We start from the raw sequence: 19553 nt of genomic DNA, 5'->3' as shown, positions 1-19553 counted from the left end.
GCCCGCATCAGCGCTCCGGCGGATCGGCGTCGATCACCTGCAGATGCACGCCCGTGGTCCGCGGCAGCACGCTGGCATCGGTGGCCACCAGCACGGTGCCCGGCTGCACCAGCGGCAGCACCTGGGCCTTGAACGCCTCGGGGATCACCACCTGTCGCGCCAGGTCCTCGGGCAGCGGCGCGCCGGCGTCGTCCTCGCTGCCGGGCACGCCGATGCCGATCCATTCGGGCATCGGCGTCGTCGGCGTCACGCTGCCGGCGGCCGGCGGCACATAGCCAGCCTTGACCACGTAAGCGTGCGTGCCGCTGCGCAGGTCCGGGCCGCCCAGCTTGATGCGCGTGCGTCCGATCTCCACCCCGTCGCGGTAGACGAACAGGATCCGGTCGGTGCGGCTGAGCACCACCGACAGCGGGCCCTTGCTCGCCCGCGACGGATCCCAGCGCCAGGGCTGGCCGTCCTCCAGCAGGGGCATGTCCACGTCCTTGCCGGTGGACGGGTCGATCGGGCTGAGTGCGCCCGGGTGGACCAGGTCGGCGGCCGAATGTCCCGCTTCGGCCACGACCACGACCATGCCCATGGTCGAGGCGTCGAACAGCTTCTGCGCGAAGCCGGTCGGCAGGTGCACGCAGCCGTGCGATTCGGGATAGCCGGGCAGGCCACCGGCGTGCAGGGCCACGCCGTCCCAGGTCAGCCGCTGCTGGTAGGGCATCGGCGCGCTGTTGTACTTGTTGGAGCGGTGGTCCTTGTCCTTCTGCAGGATGGTGAACACCCCGGTCGGCGTCTCGTAGCCGGCCTTGCCGGTGCTGACCGTGCTCCAGGCCATCAGGATGCCGTTGCGATACACATAGGCGCGCTGTTCGGTCAGGCTGACGATCACCGCCATCGGCCCGGCGCTCTTGTCATCGCCGGCCCACACCCATTGCCCAGGCTTGAGATCGGCCGCGGCCGTATCGATCGGACGCGACTGTCTGTCTCCCCAGAACGGCACCGCCGCCAGCGCCAGCAGCGGCACCAGCGCGATCAGACCCAACACCTTGGCATAGCGCCGCATCGTGGCCTCCTGGCCGTCCGAAGTGGCGATCAGCCTAGCGCGCGGCGATCGCGGTGCCGTGATCGGCCTTGGGCGCGCGCTGCAGGCGCGCCATCGCGCACTGGGCCAGCGACGAGCGCGTCAGCCAGGCCTGTTGCGGGTAGTAGGAGAACACGAACTGGCCGTCCTTCATCACATCGATGATCGGCTTGGCCATCGCCGCGCGCACCGCCGGGCAGCCCCAGCTGCGGCCCAGGCGGCCCAGCTTCCTGCCAGCCTCGGCGCTGACGTAGGGCGCGCCGTGCATCACGATCGCGCGGCTCATGGCCGCGTCGTTGAAGCCCGCGTCCAGGCCCTGCATGCGCAGGGAATAACCGTTCTTGCCCTGGTAGGTGTCGCGCGTGACGAACAGCCCCAGGCTGGAGGCATGCGTGCCGTCGGCGTTGGAGAAGGTGGTCGGCACATCGCCGCCCGAGCCCTGGCCGTGCGCCACCAGCTCCTTGTACAGCAGCTTGTGCCTGGCCAGATCGAATACCCACAGCCGCGGCGTCAGCGAGGAGCGGCTGTAGTCGATCACCGCCAGCCGCTGCGCATTCACCCCGGTGCCGTGGGCCTGGGCGCACTGCATCGCCGACAGGCCCAGCGCCAGCACCTGCGGATCGGCATCCGGCGCCAGCGCAGCCAGCGAGGGCGGCGCGTCGTGGGCGGCAGGCAGGGCGGGTGCCGGCAGGGCCGATGAGGCCCCGCGGGACGAGGCGATGGTGGGCGAATGCGCGGCACCGGGCAGCGCAGTGACCAGCGCCACCAGCGCCGGAATCAGGACAGGCTTCATGGCGGGCATTCTAGCCAGACGCGGCGGCGCCTTCCTGACTGGGGGGCGCGGGCTCCGAATCCAGCTGCGCGCTGCGCTGAGTGGTGGCGCAAGGTTCGGGGCAGCGCTCGGCCAAACGGGCGGGTCAGCCCTCGGCCGCTTCCAGCCGCAGGCGCTCTTCCAGGGCGTGGCCCAGGTAGGCCCGGATGGCGTGGCGCATCAGATAGAGCAGCGGGATCATCGCTACCGCGGCAAGCATCTTGTAGCCGTAGTTGACGGTGCTGATGGCCAGGAAGCGAGACATGGGCCAGTGCTGGGGCCCAAGCACGAAGGCGATGTAGAGCACCACGAAGCTGTCGACCAGCTGCGAGACGGCGGTCGAGCCGGTGGCGCGCAGCCAGACGTACTTTTCGCCGGTGCGGCGGCGGATGTGGTGGAACACCGCCACGTCGATCACCTGGCCCAGCAGGAAGGCCACGATCGAGCCGCCGATCGACCACAGCCCCTGGCCGAAGATCGCGGCGAAGGCCGCCTGATAGTCCGGCACGCCCTGGCTCTGCGCGGCGCCCACCCACCAGCCGGCGGGCGCGACCTGGATGGCGGCGTAGGCGAACAGGAAGCCGTACACGATCAGCGCCACCGCCACCCACGAGACGAAGCGCACGCCGCGGGTGCCGAAGAACTCGTTGATGGTATCGGTCAGCACGAACACGAACGGCCACAGCAGGGTGCCGACGGTAAAACTCAGCGAGCCGGTCTGCCCGAACAGATTCCACTGCAGCGGCGCGATGCCGAGAGTGTCCTCCAGCGCGAAGATCTTGACCCCGATGAACTCGGCCAGCACCGCGTTGACGCACAGGAAGGCCGCCAGCCCGATGAACAGCCGCACCGCGCGGTCATCCAGCGTGCGCGGCGGCGCACTCACGCCAAGCGATCGCCGCGCCGGGTGAACGGCATCGAGTCCGGTGCGATCGCGCCACCGGAGATGATGAAGCTCATGGCCTGGTCGACCGTCCAGTCGGTGGGAGTGAGCTGGTCCACCGGGACGATCTCCAGATAGCCGCCGGTGGGATTGGGCGTGGTCGGCACATAGACGGCCGCCAGCTCGCGGCCGGTGCCTTCCTCGCGCATGACCCGCGTCACCAGCCCAACGGTCTTCATGTCCCGGTGCGGGAAGTCGATCAGCACCACGCGCTGGGTGCTGCCCGGCTTGGTCTGCAGCATGTCCAGCAGCTGGCGCGCGCCGGTGTAGATCGTGCTGGCCAGCGGCACGCGCCGGATCAGCGCCTCGAACCACTGCAGCAGCTTCTGCCCGATCACGCGGCGGGTGAGCACGCCGACCAGCAGGATCAGCAGCACGGTGGCGACCAGGGCGATCACGGCCTGGACCCAGGCGCCGGTGAACCAGGGTGCGGCCACCGGGAAGTCGCGGGCGATCTGCTGGGCCAGGGGCTCGATCAGCGGCCGGCTGGCATCGGACAACAGCACGAAAACGAACTTGATCACCACCCAGGTCAGCCAGATCGGCAGCAGGGTGAGCAGGCCGGTCAGGAACAGGCTCTGCAGGGAAGGGCGGGGGGCGGGGGTCGACATGCGCGCATTGTAACGGTGCAGCGCCGCTTACCCCCCGCCCGGCCGGGCGTTCGCGTCAGTCGGCAGCAGGGGCGGCGGGCGGGCGTGCGGCCGGCTTGAGCCGCACATAGAGCTGCTTGCGCACGCGCGCCACGACCTCGCCGTCCGCATCGGTCACATCGACCTCGAACCAGGGCAGCGACTTCTGCCCGCCCGCGGTGGCCGCGCGCACCTGGGCCAGCGCCTCATCGGTGATGCGGAACTGCGCCGTAACCTTGCCGCGCCCCGGTTTGACGAACTCGATCTCCCCGGCCTTGTCCCACACGTAATAGTCGCGCCCCAGCGCATGCATCATCAGCAGCATCCAGAACGGGTCGGTCATCGCGAACAGGCTGCCGCCGAAATGAGAGCCGACGTAGTTGCGGTTCCACGGCCGCATGCGCAGCTCGACCCGCGCCTGGCGCCAGTCCGGCGCGATCGCGGCCACGTGGATGCCGGTGAACAGGAACGGCGGCCACAGGTTCAGGCCATGGCGCAGCGTGGACGGTTTCATGACAGCCGGGCAGCGGGGATCGTAGCGGGAGGCGAGGCTACCATACGGATGGGTATGGGGCGTGGCTCGACACAGGGCGAAGTGAAAACCGAGGTAGGAGCAACTGTCTCCTCAAGTCTTAGCGCCTGCCTGTAGAGCGGAGCTTGCTCCGCTGGGGCCTTCCCCACGATCCGAACGAAAAGCAGCGGAGCAAGCTCCGCTCTACAGGTGGGCCGCCATGGCGGCTCCCACCCCGATTCTTCAGAGCCCGGCTCCGGCGATCCGCCCAGGGCCGCTGCCGATCAGAACAGCAGCGCCGACATCTTGCGGCGGTAGCGGCCGACCAGATCCTCGTCCTCGATCACGCGGAAGGCATCGATCAGCGACTTCTTCGCCAGCCCGTCCTCCCAGGCGCGGTCGCGGCGCAGCAGTTCGATGAACTGCTCCAGCGCGCCCTCGGCATCGCCGGCCACCAGCTTGTGCACGCCCAGCAGGTGGCGCGCGCGCAGGTCGCCCTCGTCCTTGGTCAGGGCCGCTTCGAGCGCCTGCGGGGCCGGCGCGTCCTTGAGCTGGGCGGCGAAGCCCAGCCGCGCCCGCGCCTTGACCGCGCGCTCGTCGGTGGACAGGTTGGCCGGCAGCGCATCGAGCAGGGTCTCGGCCTCGGCCGCCTCGCCGGTGCTCAGCAGGGCCAGCGCCAGATCCAGCTTGAACTCGTCCTTGTCGGGCTCGGCGGCGATCGCCTCGCGCAGTGCGGCGACCTGTTCGGCCGGCGACAGCGGCGCGGCTTCGGCCTGCTCGGCCTCTTCGTTGGCGGCCGGCTGCACGCCGATCTGCTCGAGCACCTTGCGCAGCTCGCCCTCGGGCAGCGCGCCGGGGATGGCGCCCAGCACCTGGCCTTCCTTGAACACGACCATGGTCGGCACCGAGCGCACCTGGAACATCGCGGCCAGCTGCTGCTCCTGGTCGACATCGACCTTGGCCACCTTGAAGGCGCCGTTGTACTCGGCGGCGAGCTTTTCCAGGATCGGCCCCAGCGTCTTGCACGGGCCGCACCAGGTCGCCCAGAAGTCGACGATGATCGGCACCTGCAGCGATTGCTGCAGGACGTCGGCCTCGAAGGTGTCGGTGGTGGCGTCGAAAACGTGCGGCTGGGCGGACATGGAGATTCCTTGCGACGGCAATGGGGGCACAGATGGAGCCGGGGCGGGGAGGATACAAGGCGCGGCCGGCCGCCATTGACAGGGGCGGCGCGGCCGCTAGCCTTGCCGGCGCATGTCTGCACCTTCCTGCCTTCCTGCCGCCTTCGACGCGGCCAAGTGCGCCGCCGCGTGATCGCCCGGGTCCGGCGACGCTGGTGGCGCGGGTGCGTGCCGGCCGCGGCCGCGCTGTGGGTCGGCGCACTGCTGGGCTTCGGCGCGGCGCTGCCGGGCTATGTGCAGTCGGTCCATCCGGTGGCGCTGCTGGGCGCGCAGGGGATTCCCGGCGCGGTGGCGTTCAACCTGTTCGGGTTCGTGTTGCCCGGCGCCTTGTGCGCGGTGGCCGCCGTGGCGCTGCGCCTGCGCCTGCCGCTGCATACCGGCTGGAGGCAGCGCATCGGCGCGCAGCTGATGTTCCTGTCCACGCTGGGCTTCGTGGCGATGGGCGTGTTCCGGCTCGACCCGGTGCGGCTGGAGGGTACGCAGACCCTGCTGCATGCCACCGCCTGGGGCCTGTGGTGGTCCACGGCACTGGCCTCGGCGCTGCTGCTGGCCGGCGGATTGCGCGGCGATCCGGCCTGGCGCGGGCTGGTGCGGGGCGGGCCGCCGCTGGCCGGGCTTGCGGTGCTGTTCGCGCTGGTGCTGCCGGCGGTGCTGCCCGATGGCCTGTCCCAGCGCGTGGCGATCCTGGCCTGGCTGGGCTGGTGCGGCCTGGCGGCAGTCAGCGGCCCGGATCGGCCGCTGACCGCGACATTGCGCGGCTGAGCGCCGCGCCGCCGGCGTACCGCGCGGGTGCGCCCGGTGGTGCGCTGCGGTAGGCTTTGCGGCTTTGCAGCCGCTCGCCGCCACGTCCCCGACCATGTCCGCCGTTCCCGAAACCCACGCCTACGACCCCAAGCGGGTCGAAACCTCCGCGCAACAGTTCTGGAATGCGACCAGGGCGTTCGAGGTCAACGAGACGTCCGACAAGCCCAAGTACTACTGCCTGTCCATGCTGCCGTATCCGTCCGGCGCGCTGCACATGGGCCACGTGCGCAACTACACCATCTCCGACGTCATCAGCCGCTACAAGCGCATGACCGGGCACAACGTCCTGCAGCCGATGGGTTGGGACGCGTTCGGCCTGCCGGCCGAGAACGCCGCGATCAAGAACAGGACCGCGCCGGCCAAGTGGACCTACGCCAACATCGCGCACATGCGCGAGCAGCTCAAGTCGCTGGGCTATGCCATCGACTGGACGCGCGAATTCGCCACCTGCGCGCCGGAGTACTACGTGCACGAGCAGCGCATGTTCACCCGCCTGCTGCGCAAGGGCCTGGCCTATCGCAAGGCCTCGGTGGTGAACTGGGACCCGGTGGACCAGACCGTGCTGGCCAACGAACAGGTCATCGACGGCCGCGGCTGGCGCTCCGGCGCGCTGGTGGAGAAACGCGAGATCCCGCAGTGGTTCCTGCGCATCACCGATTACGCCCAGGAGCTGCTGGACGGCCTGGACACGCTGGAAGGCTGGCCCGAGTCGGTCAAGACCATGCAGCGCAACTGGATCGGGCGCTCGGAAGGCCTGGAGATCCAGTTCAACGTCGAGGGCGGCCATGAGCCGCTGACGGTGTTCACCACGCGTCCGGACACGCTGATGGGCGTGACCTTCGTGTCCATCGCCGGCGAGCATCCGCTGGCGCTCAAGGCCGCGGCGGACAACCCCGAGCTGGCCGCGTTCCTGGAGCAGCTCAAGCTGGGCGGCGTGTCCGAGGCCGAGCTGGAGACGCAGGAAAAGCGCGGCATGGACACCGGCCTGAAGGCCGTCCATCCGATCACCGGCCAGACCGTGCCGGTGTGGGTGGCCAACTTCGTGCTGATGGGCTACGGCACCGGCGCGGTGATGGCCGTGCCTGGCCACGACCAGCGCGATTTCGAGTTCGCCACCAAGTACGGCCTGCCGATCGTGCAGGTGATCGAGCTGAAGGAGCCGCGCAACGAAGCCGAGGCCAGCTACGACCCCACCGAATGGCGCGACTGGTACTCGGACAAGACCCGCGAGTTCCAGCTGATCAACTCGGCCGAGTTCGACGGCCTGGATTTCCGCGGCGCCTTCGAGGCGCTGGCCGAGCGCTTCGAGCGCAAGGGCCAGGGCCAGCGCCGGATCAACTACCGCCTGCGCGACTGGGGCGTGAGCCGCCAGCGCTACTGGGGCTGCCCGATCCCGGTGATCCACTGCCCGCGTTGCGGCGCGGTGCCGGTGCCCGACGACCAGTTGCCGGTGCTGCTGCCGGAGAACGTGACCCTGGACGGGGTGAAGTCGCCGCTGAAGGCAGACCCGGAATGGCGCAAGACCACCTGCCCGGACTGCGGCGGGGCGGCCGAGCGCGAGACCGACACCTTCGACACCTTCATGGAGTCCAGCTGGTACGTGGCCCGCTACACCAGCCCGGGCGCGGCCACGATGGTGGACAAGCGCGCCAACTACTGGATGCCGGCGGACATGTACGTCGGCGGCATCGAGCACGCGATCCTGCACCTGATGTATTTCCGCTTCTATCACAAGCTCATGCGCGACGCGCGCATGGTCGACAGCGATGAGCCGGCCACCAACCTGCTGACCCAGGGCATGGTGATCGCCGAGACCTACTACCGCGAGAACCCGGACGGCTCGAAGGACTGGATCAATCCGGCCCTGGTGGACGTGCAGCGTGACGAGCGCGGCCGCATCGTCGGCGCCACGCTCGCCGCCGACGGCCTGCCGGTGCAGATCGGCGGCGTGGAGAAGATGTCCAAGTCGAAGAACAACGGCGTGGACCCGCAGGCGATGGTGGACAAGTTCGGCGCCGACACGGTGCGCCTGTTCTCGATGTTCGCCGCCCCGCCCGAGCAGTCGCTGGAATGGAACGAGGCCGGCGTGGAAGGCATGTCGCGCTTCCTGCGCCGCCTGTGGACCCAGGTGCAGCGCCATGCCGACGCCGGCACGGCGCCGGCGCTGGACGTGGCCGCGCTGAACGCCGAGCAGAAGGCGCTGCGCCGCAAGACCCACGAGACCATCGCCAAGGTCGGCGACGACTACGGCAAGCGCCACGGCTTCAACACCGCCATCGCCGCGGTGATGGAGCTGTCCAACGCCCTGTCCAAGTTCGACGATGCCAGCGACCCGGGCCGCGCCGTGCGCCAGGAGGCGCTGGAGGCCGCGGTGCTGCTGCTCAACCCGATCACCCCGCATTCCAGCCACGCGCTGTGGCAGCTGCTGGGCCATGGCGAGACCCTGCTGGAGGACCTCGCCTTCCCGCAGGCCGACGCGGCGGCCATGGTGCGCGATTCGGTGACCCTGGCCGTGCAGGTCAACGGCAAGCTGCGCGGCACGATCGAGGTCGCCGCCGACGCGCCGCGCGACCAGATCGAGGCGCTGGCCAAGGCCGAGCCCAATACCGCCAAGTTCCTGGAGGGCACGACCCTGCGCAAGGTGATCGTGGTGCCGGGCAAGATCGTCAACCTGGTGGTGGGATGAGGTCTCAAGCGCTGTTCACGCGCGATCGTGCAGGCTCGCCCGTCCGGTTGCCGCCTGCGCGCGCCTCGTCCAGACTTCCGTCCATGAATGTGACCCCGATGCTGCGCCTGCTGGCCCTGTCCCTGCTCGTGTCCGTGCTGAGCGCCTGCGGTTTCCACCTGCGCAGCAAGATCGCGCTGCCCTCCGACCTGGGCCCGGTGAAGGTCTCTGCCACCGACCAGTACAGCCCGCTGGCGCGCGATCTCTCGGTCGGCCTGAAGGCCGCCGGCGCCATCCCGGCCGACGATCCCAAGGCCAAGGTCGCCACCCTGGACATCATGTCCGAGCGCTGGGGCGACCGCCCGATCGCGCTGGACGAGCAGGGCCGCGCCCAGGAATACAGCCTGCGCTACGCGGTCGTGTTCCGCTTCCTGCGCGCCGACGGCAGCGAGCTGGTGCCGCAGCAGGTGGTCGAGCTCTCGCGCGACTACGTCGCCGAGGCGACCAACCTGACCGGCGCCACCTCCGAGCGCGAGATCCTCGCCGACGAGCTGCGCCGCGACATGTCCGCCTCGATCCTGCGCCGCATCGACAGCGTGGTGCGCGGCGTCGGCCGCCCCGGTGGCGCAACGGTGCGCTCGCCGGTCCCGCCCGCACCCTGATGGAACTGGCGCCGGACCGGCTGGTCGCCCAGAGCGCCGAGGGCGAGCTGGCGCCGGCCTACCTGATCGCCGGCCCGGAAACCCTGCTGGTGCTGGAGGCCGCCGACGCGGTGCGCCAGCGGGCGCGCGCGCTGGGCATCGCCGAGCGCGAAGTCTTCGACGTGGAAGGCCGCGACATCGACTGGGCCGGCCTGCAGGCCAGCTTCGACGCCCCCAGCCTGTTCAGCGCCCGCCGCATCGTCGAGGTACGCCTGCCGACCGGCAAGCCGGGCAAGGAGGGCGCCGAGGTCATCAGCGCGTTCTGCGCGCGGCCGCCAAGCGATGTGATTCTGCTGGTCACCGCCGGCGAGTGGAGCAAGGCCCATCGCGGCAAGTGGGCCGACGCGATCGAGCGCATCGGCGTGCTGTCGGTGGCCTGGGGGATCAAGCCGCACGAGCTGTCCGGCTGGGTGCAGGCGCGGCTGCGCGCGCGCGGCCTGCGCGCCGAGCGCGACGCCATCGCCCTGCTGGTCGAGCGCGTGGAAGGCAATCTGCTGGCCGCCGCGCAGGAGATCGACAAGCTGGTCCTGCTGGCCGCCGGGCGCACGCTGGACCTGGCGACGATGGAATCGCTGGTGGCCGACGCGGCGCGCTTCGACGTGTTCCGCCTGATCGAGACCACGCTCTCCGGCCATGCCGCCCAGGCCTCGCGCATGCTCGCCGGCCTGCGCGCCGAGGGCGAGGCCGTGGCGGCGCTGATGCCGATGATCATCCGCAACCTGCTCAGCACCGCGCAGCTGGCCAAGGTGGCCGAGCGCGGCGGCAATCTGGCCGCCGAGATGAAGGGGCAGGGCATCTGGGAGAGCCGGCAGGCGCCGTTCAAGCGCGCCCTGCAGCGCCATGCCAGCGCCGCGCGCTGGGAGCGCTTCGTCGCGCAGGCCTCGCGCATCGACCGCATCGCCAAGGGCCGCGGCGACGGCGACGCCTGGGTCGCCCTGGAGCGCCTGCTGCTGGCGATCGCCGACGCGGCGGCGGTGCGGTTGGTGGCGTGAAAGAGGCCGGGATTCGGGATTCGGGATTCGGGAATCGGGAAGAGCGCGGGCCGATTGAATCTGCGGTGCCCGATGCTTTGTCGGGAATGCGTGATTCTGGGCTCGCCTCCGCGGGAGCGCGGCAGGGGCAGTCCGCGAACGGCGCAGATGCGCTTGCTTCTCCCGAATCCCGAATCCCGACTCCCGAATCCCGGCTTCACATCTACTACGGCGGCACCTTCGACCCCTTCCACAACGGCCATCTGGCCATCGCCCAGCTGGCCGCGGCCGCGCTGGCGGCGCCGGTGACGCTGGTGCCGGCGGCCGATCCGCCACATCGCCCGCCGCCGGGTGCCAACGCGCCGCAGCGCCTGGCGATGCTGCAGGCGGCGGTCGCCGGCCTGCCCGCGCTGCGCGTGGACCGGCGCGAGCTGGATCGGCCGGGGCATTCCTACACCGTCGACACCTTGCGCAGCCTGCGCGACGAGCTGGGCCCGCAGGCGCCTCTGGTCCTGCTGCTCGGCGCCGACAGCTTCCTGGGCCTGCCGGGCTGGCATCGCTGGCAGGAGCTGTTCGCCCTGGCCCACCTGGTGGTCGCCGAACGCGCCGGCAGCGGGCTGGGCGAACTGCCCGCCGCGCTTGCGGCGCAGGTGCAGGCGCGCTGGGTGCAGGACCCGGCGGCGCTGCACGCCGCGCCGGCCGGTCAGGTCCTGCGCCTGCACCAGCCGCTGCAGCTGGAGTCGGCCAGCGAGGTCCGGCGGCGGATCGCCGCGGGCGGCGACTGGCAGGCGCTGGTGCCGCCGCCCGTCGCCGCGTTCATCCGTGCCCACGGCCTGTACGGGGTGGCGGGGCTATAATCGCGGCCTGTCCGGCCCCTCCAAGTGCTTCTTTTGTCCAGCCAAGCCCAAGTCATCAAGACCCGTCTGCCCAGCCCGCCTCCGGCCCTGCCGGTGCTGCTCGCCACCGTCCACGATGCCGTCAACGAGCTCAAGGCCAAGGATGTCGTCGAGATCGACGTGCGTGGCAAGTCCAGCGTCGCCGACTTCCTGATCATTGCCTCGGGCACCTCGACCCGGCACGTAAAGTCGATCGCCGACGAGGTGGTGAAGTTCGCCAAGAAGCTCGACGTGATGCCGCTGGGCGTGGAAGGCGAGCGCGAGGCCGAATGGGTGCTGGTGGACCTGGGCGATGTGATCGTCCACGTCATGCTGCCGCGCGTGCGCGAGTTCTACGCGCTGGAGCGCCTGTGGACCGTCGGCGATCAGCCGCCTGAAGAGCAGGAGTGAGTGCAGAAGGGTGAGCAGGAGCCAATGAAGCTGCTCGACCCTGCTTCCGTCTTCGCTCACTTCCCACTCCTCTCCACTCACGCCTCGCCCGAACCATGAAGGCCCGCCTGATCGCCACCGGTGAGCGCGCGCCCGCCTGGGTAGCGCAGGGATTCGCCGAATACCAGAAGCGTCTGTCGCACTGGCTGCCGTTCGAACTGGTCGAGGTCGCGCCCGGCCTGCGCGGCAAGCATCGCGACGCCCAGCGCGCCATCGAGGAGGAAGGCCAGCGCGTACTGGCCGCCCTGCCCAAGGGCGCGCACATCGTCGCGCTGGAAGTGACGGGGAAACAGCATTCTTCCGAGCAGCTGGCCCAGCGCCTGGAGCACTGGCGCGGGCAGGGCCGCGACTTGGCCTTCCTGATCGGCGGCCCGGAAGGGCATTCGCCGGACGTGCTCGCCGCCGCGCACGAGACCTGGTCGCTCGGCCCGCTGACCCTGCCGCACATGCTGGCCAGGCTGCTCGTTGCCGAGCAGCTCTATCGCGCCGCGGCCATGCTGGCCAATCATCCCTACCACCGCGCCTGATCTGGTTTGCCGGGGGGCGACAGGCGCCGGCGAAGAGCGCCGGCGCCGCGGCACGCGGCGGATGCCGCACGGATGATCAGCGCAGGCTGAAGTCCACCGGAACCCGGCCGTAGGCCTGCACCGCGTGGCCGTCCTGCATGGCCGGCTGGAACTTCCACGCCTTGAGCACCTGCATCCGCGCGGCCCGGTCCAGGTCGCGATTGCCGCTGCTGGTCTCGATGGTCGCCTCCAGCGGCGTGCCATCCACGTCGACCAGCACGCGCAGGATCACGGTGCCCTCCGCGTGGCTGGCGATCGCGCTGCGCGGGTAGGCCGGCGCCGGCGCATGCACGTAGGACAGCGAGGCCGAGGCCAGCGGGCCGGAGGGCGCCTGGATCGCGCCGGTGTCCACCGCGGTCGGCTCGGCTACCGTGGCCGGCGCAGGATCGGCCATGGTCTGCGTGGCCGCGACGGGCACATCGACCGGCCGTGACACCGTGATCGGCGTCGGGGCCGGCGTGGTGCGCTGGGTCGGCGCGGGACGCGCGGGCGTGGGCTTGGGCGGCGGGGCCACCGTGGCCTCCACGGGTTTATGGATCAACTCGAAATCCGGCTTCGTCTCTTGCACCGTCCGCGCCAGCGGCGGCAGCGTGGCCGGGATCAGCAGCAGCATGAAGGCCAGCGCGTGCACCAGCATCGCCGCGGCGATGCCGCTGATGCGCGCCACATTGACTCGCCCTTCCGGGCCATAAGGGAGCGTACGAACCATGGACCACCTCCGTTGTCGGGACATGCTTCAGTGGAAACGTGCGGGTCGCGGCAGTGGGGTTAACGAATGGCGTCGCCCTGCTGCACCTGGAGCGTGCGCCGCGCCCGACCGCTGCGCAAGCGGCCAGGCACGGGCGCAGGTATTCCAGTCAGGCAAGGAATGAAAAAACGCCCCGGCGCGGGCCGGGGCGTTGGGTACAGCTGCGACGATGACAGCGTCATCGCCGGTTGGGCTAATCTGACTTAGAAGTCGTAAGAAGCCGACAGTTGCACGTAACGCGGCAACTCGTAGTACAGCGGCATGTCATAGGTGTTGGAGATCGTGTACGGACCGTTTTCGAAGGTGGCGTCGGTCTGCAGCGGCTTCTGCTCGTTCAGGGCATTGAAGACCTGCAGGTTCAGGGCCAGCTTCTTTTCGGCGAACTCGGGGCGGTAACTCACGCCAAGGTCCAGCTTCTTGGTCCATGGCGTACGACCGGCCTTGCCGGGAGGAGAAGCCTCGCCAGCGCAGGTGTGATAGGACGAGCGATAGCCGATCGGATCGCCCTCGGTGCTGCCTTCGTCGATGCCATTGACGCTGAAATAGCCCAGGCAGGACTTGGGCGTGCCGGACTGCACACGCAGCGTGGAGGAGACCACCCATTCCGGCGCGATCTGGTAAGCGCCGAAGAACTTCAGCTGGTGGCGGCGGTCGTTGGCCAGGTAGCCGCCGGCATAGGCCATGATCGCCGCCGCATCCCAGTCCTGGGTCTTGGAGACGTCGGTCTGGCCGATGTCCGACTTCAGCTGGCCTTCGGTGTTGCCGAAGTTGCGCGACCAGGTGTAGTCCACGCGACCCTGCCACTTGCCGTCGAAGGGATGTTCGACGAACAGGTTGACCGCCAGGTACTCGCGCTTGGCCTCCTTGTTGAAGCCCCAGTCCTTCTTGGACATGGTGACGTCGGTGCGGCCCCCATCGACATTCTCCAGGCTGAAGCTGTTGGTCTGGCCGGGATTGAAGATGACGCAGCCGGGAATGATGACCGAATCCGGGTCGACTCCCTGGGCCTCGAGCTTGTCGGCAATCCTTGCACTGTCACAGATGTCGTCGATCGCGCTCTGCAGCTTGCGATAGGTGACCTTGGCGCCGGTGACCCAGTTGTCGCCCCAGGCCTTGTCCACGCCCAGGATCGCCTCGTCCTGATACTGCGACTTGAGATTGGAAGCGGCGAAGGCCTTGGCGTCCGGGGCCTCGCCGTATTCGCCGTTGCTGGACACCGGGCCCGGCCCCAACGCGGTCAGGCCGGTCGGGTTGCCGTCCGCATCGATGCCGGTATAGGTGAAGTACTCGTTGGTGAAGGTCGAGGCCGACGCACCGCGGATGGCGACGCTGTTGGGCAGGGCCAGGTAATAGCGGCCCAGGTTGGCATACACCTTCAGCGACGAATCGCCGAAGACGTCCCAGCTGGCGCCCAGGCGCGGCGCCCACTGATTGCCGCTCTCGACGTAGGCCTCGCCTGCGCTGTTGTAATTGGAGAACTTGTCGTTGCGGATGCCCAGCGACAGCAGCCAGTTGTCGTTGACCTGCCAGCGGTCTTCGAGGAAGTAGGCCTTCTGCTTGACCGACATGTTGGTGGCCGTGACGAAGATGCGCTTGCTCACGAAATAACCGTCGCCGCCGGGTGCGCCGACGCCCAGCGCGGCGTTGATGGCTTCGTCCGGATCGCCCACGTTGTAGGCCCAGCGATAGCCGAGTCCACTCACGTCCTGGCCCTCGTTGATCGCGTCGAAGTACATGTCGTCCACGCCCGCGGTCAGGGTGTGGTCGCCAAGGCGGTACTCCAGATCCACGCGCAGGCCGCGCGTCTTGTCGGTGCCGTCCACGATGGCGTCGGAGACATTGCTGTTGGTGATGCGGCGCCCGCCGGTGATGGCCGGATCCTGGAAGGTGGCGCCCGTGATATAGGCCAGGTCGTCACGGTTGCCGGTGTTGTACTGCTGGTTGCTGCGCTTGCTCTTGCCGTAAGTGGCGCTGAGGGTCAGGTCATCGGTCAGGTAGCCGGTGTACTTGAAGATGTCGAAGCGCGTATTGACCTTGAAGGTGTCCGGATACTGTCCCGTCGGGCCGCCGCCGCTCATGGTGTCGTAGTCGTAGGCGTAGTAGACGCCGCCCTGGCGGTCGTTGTTTCGGATGTGGGTGTATTCGAGCGTGTTGCTGTCGTTGATGTTCCAGTCCAGCTTCCCGTAGACCTTGGGGTTGCTGTACTTGTAGTGGTTGCGGGCCTGGGTGGTGGCCTCGATCGAATTGGTCGACACGCCCTCGGTCTTTTCCTGCTCGCCCGCCAGGAAAATGAACAACCGATCCTGCACCAGGGGACCACCGACATAGGCGCTGTAGGTCGTCGACCACTGGCCGTCATCGCGGCGGGAGCGGAAGATCGAGCCGGGCTCGATGCCCGGGGCGAGGCGGTAGGTGTTGCCGGTGCCGGCCTGCGTGGGCAGATCGATGTCGGGGTAGAAGGTACTCTTGGGAGACGCGTACAGGCCCTTGGGCGACCACAGCACCTGACCGCCGAAATGCCAGTCGTTGGTGCCGCGCTTGCCGACCTGATTGATCACGCCGCCGTCCGAGCGGCCATAGCGCGCGCTGTAGCCGCCCAGATAGACCTCCTGCTGATCGATGGCGCCGTAGGGCAGGCCGATGCCGCCGATGTTGCTGAGCGGATTGGAGGTCAGAAAGCCGTTGATGTAGTAGGCGTTCTCCGACACGCCCGCACCGCCGAACGACACGGTGTTGCCGCTGCCGAAGTAGCCGCTGCCGGAGACCGCGCCCGGCGCCAGCAGCGCGATGGCCTCGGCGCTGCGGCCCAGCGGCAGGCGCTCAAGGTCGGCCGAGGTGATGACCGTGCGCGAATCGACCGAGGTCACGTCGATCTTCGGCGCATTGGCGGCCGTGACCGTGACGGTGCCCAGATCGGTCGCATTCGCGGTGCTGCCTGCCGCCTCCCCGCCGCCGAAGGAAACGTCCGTACCCGAGTTGACGCGCAACACGACGCCCTTGCGCTGGTCGACGACGGTATCACCGCGGCGCAGGGTGATGGTGTAAGTGCCGACAGGCAGCGAGCCGATGTTGTAACGGCCGGAGGCATCGGCGGTGACGGTGCGGGTCAGTCCGGAGTCGCTCTGGGCCTGGATGGTCAGGCCGCTCTCGGCGGGAACGGAACCGTAGACGTTGGCGGTCGTGCTCTGCGCGAGCACGCCCTGCGAGAAGCACAGGCCGAGCGCGATGCTGAGCGCGGAATGCTGGAGCAACCGCCTGCTGACGGGTTTGGACATCATGATTTCTCTCCGGTGACTAAAAGTCTGTGTCAGCGCCAGGACGGCATTGACACAAGTGGCCGGAAATTATCCTCAGCCAACGGAAAAGTCATGATTAATTAATGGATTTGATTATCCGTGGCCTTGAAATGGGATTCGATTAACGGTTTAACTCCAATATGAATGACTCGAATTCATCTCGCTATAACTTCATATTGGGATTTGTGAGTGGCTGGTTCAGGAAAATGCGGGCGCGCTTCGGCGCGCCCGCATCTGGATCAGCGCCCCAGCTCGAACACCACCTCGATGCTCACGCTGAGCGTGGTTTCGCCGGGCGAGACGGGCGTGGCGTCGGCCTTGGCGGCGCGGGCCATCATCATCACCGGGCGGGGCGCGCCGCCGCTGCCGGATTCGGAGATGCTGACGATGCGGCGCACCTTCAGGCCCAGGCCCTTGGCATAGGTCTCGGCGCGGGCCTGGGCCTTCTTCAGCGCGTCCAGGCGGGCCTGGTCGTAGACCGGTTCGGGCTGGTCGATCTCGAAGGTCGGTCCGTTGATCTCGTTGGCGCCCTGGGCGGCCAGCGCGTCCAGCACCTGGCCCAGGTCGGCGATCTTGCGCACCTTCAGGCTGACCGTGTTGGTGGCCTGGTAGCCGGTGATCTTGGGCGCTTCGTTGTCGCGGTAGTTGTACTGGGGGTTGAGCATCACGCCGCTGGTCTGGATGTCGCGCTCGGCGATGCCGGCCTTGCGGATGGCGGCCATGACCTGGGTCATCTGGGTGGCGTTCTGGCGCATGGCGGTGTTGCCGTCGGCGGCCTGGGTCACCACGCCGGCCGAGATCGTGGCGATGTCGGGTGCGCGGCTGGCTTCGGCCTGGGAGGAGATCGACAGCAGCGTGCCATCGGCGGGCAGGGCGTAGCCGGCAGCGGCGGTCTGCGCGGAAGCGGTCATGGCGGGAGCTCCAAGGGCGAAGGCCAGTGCGATCAGCAGCGGGCGGAGGCGGTGGGTACGCATCGTTGTGATTCCTCGATGGAAGTGGGTGGAGTGTCGTTGCGGGAAGATGAACGGGCCGTCGGCCGCGGTGGGGTTGGCGGGCGCCGGAGGGGTTCGGCCTCCCGTTCAGTTTCGAGGCGCGGGTTATCCTTGGGCGATGCTGTTCCTCGCCTCCCAGTCCCCGCGGCGCGCCGAGCTGCTGGCCCGCCTCGGGCTGGCATTCGAGCCCTTGTCCCTGGACATCCCCGAACAGCGCCAGCCTGGCGAGGCCGCGCTGGACTATGTGCGTCGCGTGGCCCTGGAGAAGGCCCGGGCCGGCCTGGAACTGGTGCGTGAGCGCGAGGATGCAATCGTCCTGGGCGCCGATACCGAGGTGATCCTGGACGATGTGGTGTTCGGCAAGCCGGCCGATGCGGCCGATGCCGAGGCAATGCTGGCGCGGCTGTCCGGGCGCACCCATACGGTGGCCAGCGCGGTGGCCGTGGTGACGGCGCGGCGTCAGGCGCAGGTGCTGGACCTGTCGCAGGTGCGCTTCGCCGCGCTGAGCGCGCAGGCCATCGCCGACTACGTGCGCAGCGGCGAGCCGATGGGCAAGGCCGGCGCCTACGCGATCCAGGGGCGCGGCGAGGCCTTCATCTCCCACCTTTCCGGCAGTCATTCGGGTGTAATGGGATTGCCGCTGCATGCGACGGCGAACCTGCTCACGCAATTCGGAGTGCTTTGATGTCGGAGGAGATCCTGGTCAACGTCACCCCGCGGGAAACGCGGGTGGCGGTGATCGAAAACGGGATGCTGCAGGAGCTGCACATCGAGCGTGGCTGGCGCCGCGGCATCGTGGGCAACATCTACAAGGGCCAGATCCAGCGGGTGATGCCGGGCATGCAGGCCGCGTTCGTCGAGATCGGCCACGACCGTGCGGCCTTCCTGCACGCCAGCGACATCGTGCGCGCGGCGCCGCCGGCCGCGGTGGCGGCCGGCGAAGAGGTGCCGCTGCCGCCGGCCGCGCCGGCGGCGATCCACGAGCTGGTGCGCGACGGCCAGGACGTGGTGGTGCAGGTGGTCAAGGACCCGATCGGCACCAAGGGCGCGCGCCTGACCACGCAGATTTCGATCCCGTCGCGCTATCTGGTGCTGATGCCGCAGTCCAAGGTGATCGGGGTGTCGGCGCGGATCGAGGACGAGGCCGAGCGCGCCCGCCTCAAGGGCCTGGTAAGCGATCTGGCCGCACAGCACGGCCACATGGGCTACATCGTGCGCACCAACGCCGAGGGCCAGCCGGCCGAGGCGCTGGCCGAGGACGTGGCCTATCTGTCGCGCGTGTGGAACGTGATCAACCGTCGGGTCGGCGAGATGGCCCCGCGCGCGCTGCTCTATGAAGACCTCAGCCTGCCGCTGCGCGCGGTGCGCGACCTGATCCGCAAGGACGTGGAGCGGGTCAAGGTGGACTCGCGCGAGACCTACGAGCGCCTGCAGGCGTTCGTGGCCAAGTACATGCCGCCGCTGGCGGAGAAGCTGGAGCTGTACTCGGGCGACCGGCCGATCTTCGACCTGTACGGGGTCGAGGACGAGATCGGCCGCGCCCTGGACAAGCAGGTGCCGCTGAAGTCCGGTGGCTATCTGGTCATCGACCAGACCGAGGCGATGACGACCATCGACGTCAACACCGGCTCGTTCCTGGGCCAGCGCAATCTGGAGGAGACCGTCTACCGCACCAACCTGGAGGCGGCGCAGGCGGTGGCCCGGCAGCTGCGGCTGCGCAACCTCGGCGGCATCATCATCATCGACTTCATCGACATGTCCGATGCCGAGCACAAGCGCCAGGTGCTGCGCACGCTGGAGAAGGGCCTGGCGCGCGACCACGCCAAGACCACGGTGTACGACTTCTCCCCGCTGGGCCTGGTGGAGATGACGCGCAAGCGCACCGTCGACAGCCTGGCGCGCCAGCTGTCCGAGCCCTGCGGCGCCTGTGGCGGCCGCGGCATGGTCAAGACGGCCGAGACGGTGACATACGAGATCTTCCGCGAGATCACCCGCGCCACGCGCCAGTTCGAGGCCGCGCGCCTGCTGGTGATCGCCTCGCCCAAGGTGGTCGCGCGCATCACCGACGAAGAGTCCCAGGCGGTGGCCGAGCTGGAGGAATTCCTGGGCAAGTCGATCCGCCTCCAGGCCGATGCCGAGTATCTGCAGGAACAGTTTGATGTCGTGCTGCTCTGAGGCCGCGACCCGGGATCGGGTCGCCGGGACCAGGCAGAGCAGTTTGGGCCAGAGGGAGTTGCGGGTTCGGCCGGCGTCCGGCATGGGCTCGCGGGTTCGGGCGCGCGCGCGCTCGATCCTTCCGTTCGTGGGTACCGCGTCCCGGCGTGTTTGTGGTTGCCTCCCG

Annotated in this window: 18 protein-coding genes; 9 read left to right on the top strand and 9 right to left on the bottom strand. The window is 69.0% G+C overall.

Going from position 1 to position 19553, the window contains the following annotated elements:
- Positions 1 to 7 precede the first annotated feature (7 nt).
- The 6 genes from QE438_RS07750 to trxA all read right to left on the bottom strand — a co-directional run bounded on the left by QE438_RS07750 (position 8) and on the right by trxA (position 5105).
- Complete coding sequence (locus tag QE438_RS07750) at positions 8 to 1051, bottom strand: L,D-transpeptidase (RefSeq protein WP_307183967.1); 1044 nt, start codon at positions 1049 to 1051, stop codon at positions 8 to 10.
- A 34-nt stretch (positions 1052 to 1085) separates the two neighbouring features.
- Positions 1086 to 1862 (bottom strand): murein L,D-transpeptidase catalytic domain family protein, encoded by a 777-nt coding sequence (locus QE438_RS07745; RefSeq protein ID WP_306991327.1) that lies wholly within the window; start codon positions 1860 to 1862, stop codon positions 1086 to 1088.
- Positions 1863 to 1986: 124 nt separating this feature from the next.
- Positions 1987 to 2766, bottom strand: a complete 780-nt coding sequence (locus tag QE438_RS07740; RefSeq protein WP_306991329.1) for a queuosine precursor transporter — start codon at positions 2764 to 2766, stop codon at positions 1987 to 1989.
- Positions 2763 to 3434, bottom strand: a complete 672-nt coding sequence (locus QE438_RS07735) for a DUF502 domain-containing protein (RefSeq protein WP_130522932.1) — start codon at positions 3432 to 3434, stop codon at positions 2763 to 2765. Before QE438_RS07735 ends, QE438_RS07740 begins: the two co-directional genes overlap by 4 nt.
- A gap of 55 nt (positions 3435 to 3489) precedes the next feature.
- Positions 3490 to 3966 carry a DUF4442 domain-containing protein gene (locus QE438_RS07730; RefSeq protein ID WP_286574860.1) on the bottom strand — a complete coding sequence of 159 codons (477 nt, stop codon included), beginning with the start codon at positions 3964 to 3966 and terminating at the stop codon, positions 3490 to 3492.
- Between the two features lie 281 nt (positions 3967 to 4247).
- A complete protein-coding gene (gene trxA / locus QE438_RS07725; RefSeq protein ID WP_306991332.1) occupies positions 4248 to 5105 on the bottom strand; it encodes a thioredoxin in 858 nt (285 codons plus the stop codon).
- A gap of 168 nt (positions 5106 to 5273) precedes the next feature.
- On the opposite strand from trxA, the gene QE438_RS07720 reads away from it, so the two are divergent.
- The 7 genes from QE438_RS07720 (at position 5274) to rlmH (ending at position 12137) form a co-directional block, all read left to right on the top strand.
- Positions 5274 to 5906: a DUF998 domain-containing protein gene (locus tag QE438_RS07720; RefSeq protein ID WP_306991334.1), complete on the top strand. Its 633-nt coding sequence runs from the start codon at positions 5274 to 5276 to the stop codon at positions 5904 to 5906.
- A 94-nt stretch (positions 5907 to 6000) separates the two neighbouring features.
- On the top strand, positions 6001 to 8634 hold the full coding sequence (gene leuS / locus QE438_RS07715) for a leucine--tRNA ligase (RefSeq protein ID WP_306991336.1): 2634 nt from the start codon (positions 6001 to 6003) through the stop codon (positions 8632 to 8634).
- 98 nt (positions 8635 to 8732) lie between these two features.
- Positions 8733 to 9275 carry an LPS assembly lipoprotein LptE gene (gene lptE, locus QE438_RS07710; RefSeq protein ID WP_130521457.1) on the top strand — a complete coding sequence of 181 codons (543 nt, stop codon included), beginning with the start codon at positions 8733 to 8735 and terminating at the stop codon, positions 9273 to 9275.
- The gene (holA, locus tag QE438_RS07705; RefSeq protein WP_306991338.1) at positions 9275 to 10306 is read left to right on the top strand and encodes a DNA polymerase III subunit delta; all 1032 of its coding nucleotides are present in this window, start codon (positions 9275 to 9277) and stop codon (positions 10304 to 10306) included. The genes lptE and holA overlap by 1 nt, the downstream gene beginning before the upstream one ends.
- 86 nt (positions 10307 to 10392) lie before the next feature.
- Positions 10393 to 11142, top strand: coding sequence for a nicotinate-nucleotide adenylyltransferase (gene nadD / locus QE438_RS07700; protein ID WP_306991340.1), 750 nt, complete (start codon positions 10393 to 10395; stop codon positions 11140 to 11142).
- A gap of 33 nt (positions 11143 to 11175) precedes the next feature.
- The gene (rsfS, locus tag QE438_RS07695) at positions 11176 to 11571 is read left to right on the top strand and encodes a ribosome silencing factor (protein WP_130521277.1); all 396 of its coding nucleotides are present in this window, start codon (positions 11176 to 11178) and stop codon (positions 11569 to 11571) included.
- 95 nt (positions 11572 to 11666) lie between these two features.
- Positions 11667 to 12137: a 23S rRNA (pseudouridine(1915)-N(3))-methyltransferase RlmH gene (gene rlmH / locus QE438_RS07690; RefSeq protein ID WP_306991343.1), complete on the top strand. Its 471-nt coding sequence runs from the start codon at positions 11667 to 11669 to the stop codon at positions 12135 to 12137.
- A 76-nt stretch (positions 12138 to 12213) separates the two neighbouring features.
- On the opposite strand, the gene QE438_RS07685 is transcribed toward rlmH, so the two are convergent.
- The 3 genes from QE438_RS07685 to QE438_RS07675 form a co-directional block, all read right to left on the bottom strand.
- Complete coding sequence (locus QE438_RS07685) at positions 12214 to 12885, bottom strand: energy transducer TonB (protein ID WP_306991345.1); 672 nt, start codon at positions 12883 to 12885, stop codon at positions 12214 to 12216.
- 242 nt (positions 12886 to 13127) lie between these two features.
- Complete coding sequence (locus tag QE438_RS07680; protein WP_306996087.1) at positions 13128 to 16199, bottom strand: TonB-dependent receptor; 3072 nt, start codon at positions 16197 to 16199, stop codon at positions 13128 to 13130.
- Between the two features lie 260 nt (positions 16200 to 16459).
- Positions 16460 to 17194 (bottom strand): SIMPL domain-containing protein, encoded by a 735-nt coding sequence (locus tag QE438_RS07675; RefSeq protein ID WP_130522923.1) that lies wholly within the window; start codon positions 17192 to 17194, stop codon positions 16460 to 16462.
- A gap of 136 nt (positions 17195 to 17330) precedes the next feature.
- Here QE438_RS07675 and QE438_RS07670 point away from each other — a divergent pair, with 136 nt between their 5' ends.
- Both QE438_RS07670 and rng read left to right on the top strand, forming a co-directional pair.
- The gene (locus QE438_RS07670) at positions 17331 to 17897 is read left to right on the top strand and encodes a Maf family nucleotide pyrophosphatase (RefSeq protein ID WP_306991347.1); all 567 of its coding nucleotides are present in this window, start codon (positions 17331 to 17333) and stop codon (positions 17895 to 17897) included.
- Complete coding sequence (rng, locus tag QE438_RS07665; RefSeq protein WP_130521287.1) at positions 17897 to 19387, top strand: ribonuclease G; 1491 nt, start codon at positions 17897 to 17899, stop codon at positions 19385 to 19387. Before QE438_RS07670 ends, rng begins: the two co-directional genes overlap by 1 nt.
- Positions 19388 to 19553: the final 166 nt, after the last annotated feature.

Source organism: Pseudoxanthomonas sp. SORGH_AS_0997, assembly GCF_031453535.1.
Classification (GTDB): domain Bacteria; phylum Pseudomonadota; class Gammaproteobacteria; order Xanthomonadales; family Xanthomonadaceae; genus Pseudoxanthomonas_A; species Pseudoxanthomonas_A winnipegensis.
Note: the sequence above shows the minus strand (reverse complement) of the source record. Positions and strands in the feature narration are given on the sequence as shown.

What these genes read in the sequence shown, in the direction of transcription:
- QE438_RS07750 (WP_307183967.1), bottom strand. Translation starts at nt 1,051, where the DNA reads ATGCGGCGCTATGCCAAGGTGTTGGGTCTGATCGCGCTGGTGCCGCTG.
- QE438_RS07745 (WP_306991327.1), bottom strand. Translation starts at nt 1,862, where the DNA reads ATGAAGCCTGTCCTGATTCCGGCGCTGGTGGCGCTGGTCACTGCGCTG.
- QE438_RS07735 (WP_130522932.1), bottom strand. Translation starts at nt 3,434, where the DNA reads ATGTCGACCCCCGCCCCCCGCCCTTCCCTGCAGAGCCTGTTCCTGACC.
- QE438_RS07730 (WP_286574860.1), bottom strand. Translation starts at nt 3,966, where the DNA reads ATGAAACCGTCCACGCTGCGCCATGGCCTGAACCTGTGGCCGCCGTTC.
- trxA (WP_306991332.1), bottom strand. Translation starts at nt 5,105, where the DNA reads ATGTCCGCCCAGCCGCACGTTTTCGACGCCACCACCGACACCTTCGAG.
- leuS (WP_306991336.1), top strand. Translation starts at nt 6,001, where the DNA reads ATGTCCGCCGTTCCCGAAACCCACGCCTACGACCCCAAGCGGGTCGAA.
- lptE (WP_130521457.1), top strand. Translation starts at nt 8,733, where the DNA reads ATGCTGCGCCTGCTGGCCCTGTCCCTGCTCGTGTCCGTGCTGAGCGCC.
- holA (WP_306991338.1), top strand. Translation starts at nt 9,275, where the DNA reads ATGGAACTGGCGCCGGACCGGCTGGTCGCCCAGAGCGCCGAGGGCGAG.
- nadD (WP_306991340.1), top strand. Translation starts at nt 10,393, where the DNA reads ATGCGTGATTCTGGGCTCGCCTCCGCGGGAGCGCGGCAGGGGCAGTCC.
- rlmH (WP_306991343.1), top strand. Translation starts at nt 11,667, where the DNA reads ATGAAGGCCCGCCTGATCGCCACCGGTGAGCGCGCGCCCGCCTGGGTA.
- QE438_RS07685 (WP_306991345.1), bottom strand. Translation starts at nt 12,885, where the DNA reads ATGGTTCGTACGCTCCCTTATGGCCCGGAAGGGCGAGTCAATGTGGCG.
- QE438_RS07680 (WP_306996087.1), bottom strand. Translation starts at nt 16,199, where the DNA reads ATGTCCAAACCCGTCAGCAGGCGGTTGCTCCAGCATTCCGCGCTCAGC.
- QE438_RS07675 (WP_130522923.1), bottom strand. Translation starts at nt 17,194, where the DNA reads ATGCGTACCCACCGCCTCCGCCCGCTGCTGATCGCACTGGCCTTCGCC.
- QE438_RS07670 (WP_306991347.1), top strand. Translation starts at nt 17,331, where the DNA reads ATGCTGTTCCTCGCCTCCCAGTCCCCGCGGCGCGCCGAGCTGCTGGCC.
- rng (WP_130521287.1), top strand. Translation starts at nt 17,897, where the DNA reads ATGTCGGAGGAGATCCTGGTCAACGTCACCCCGCGGGAAACGCGGGTG.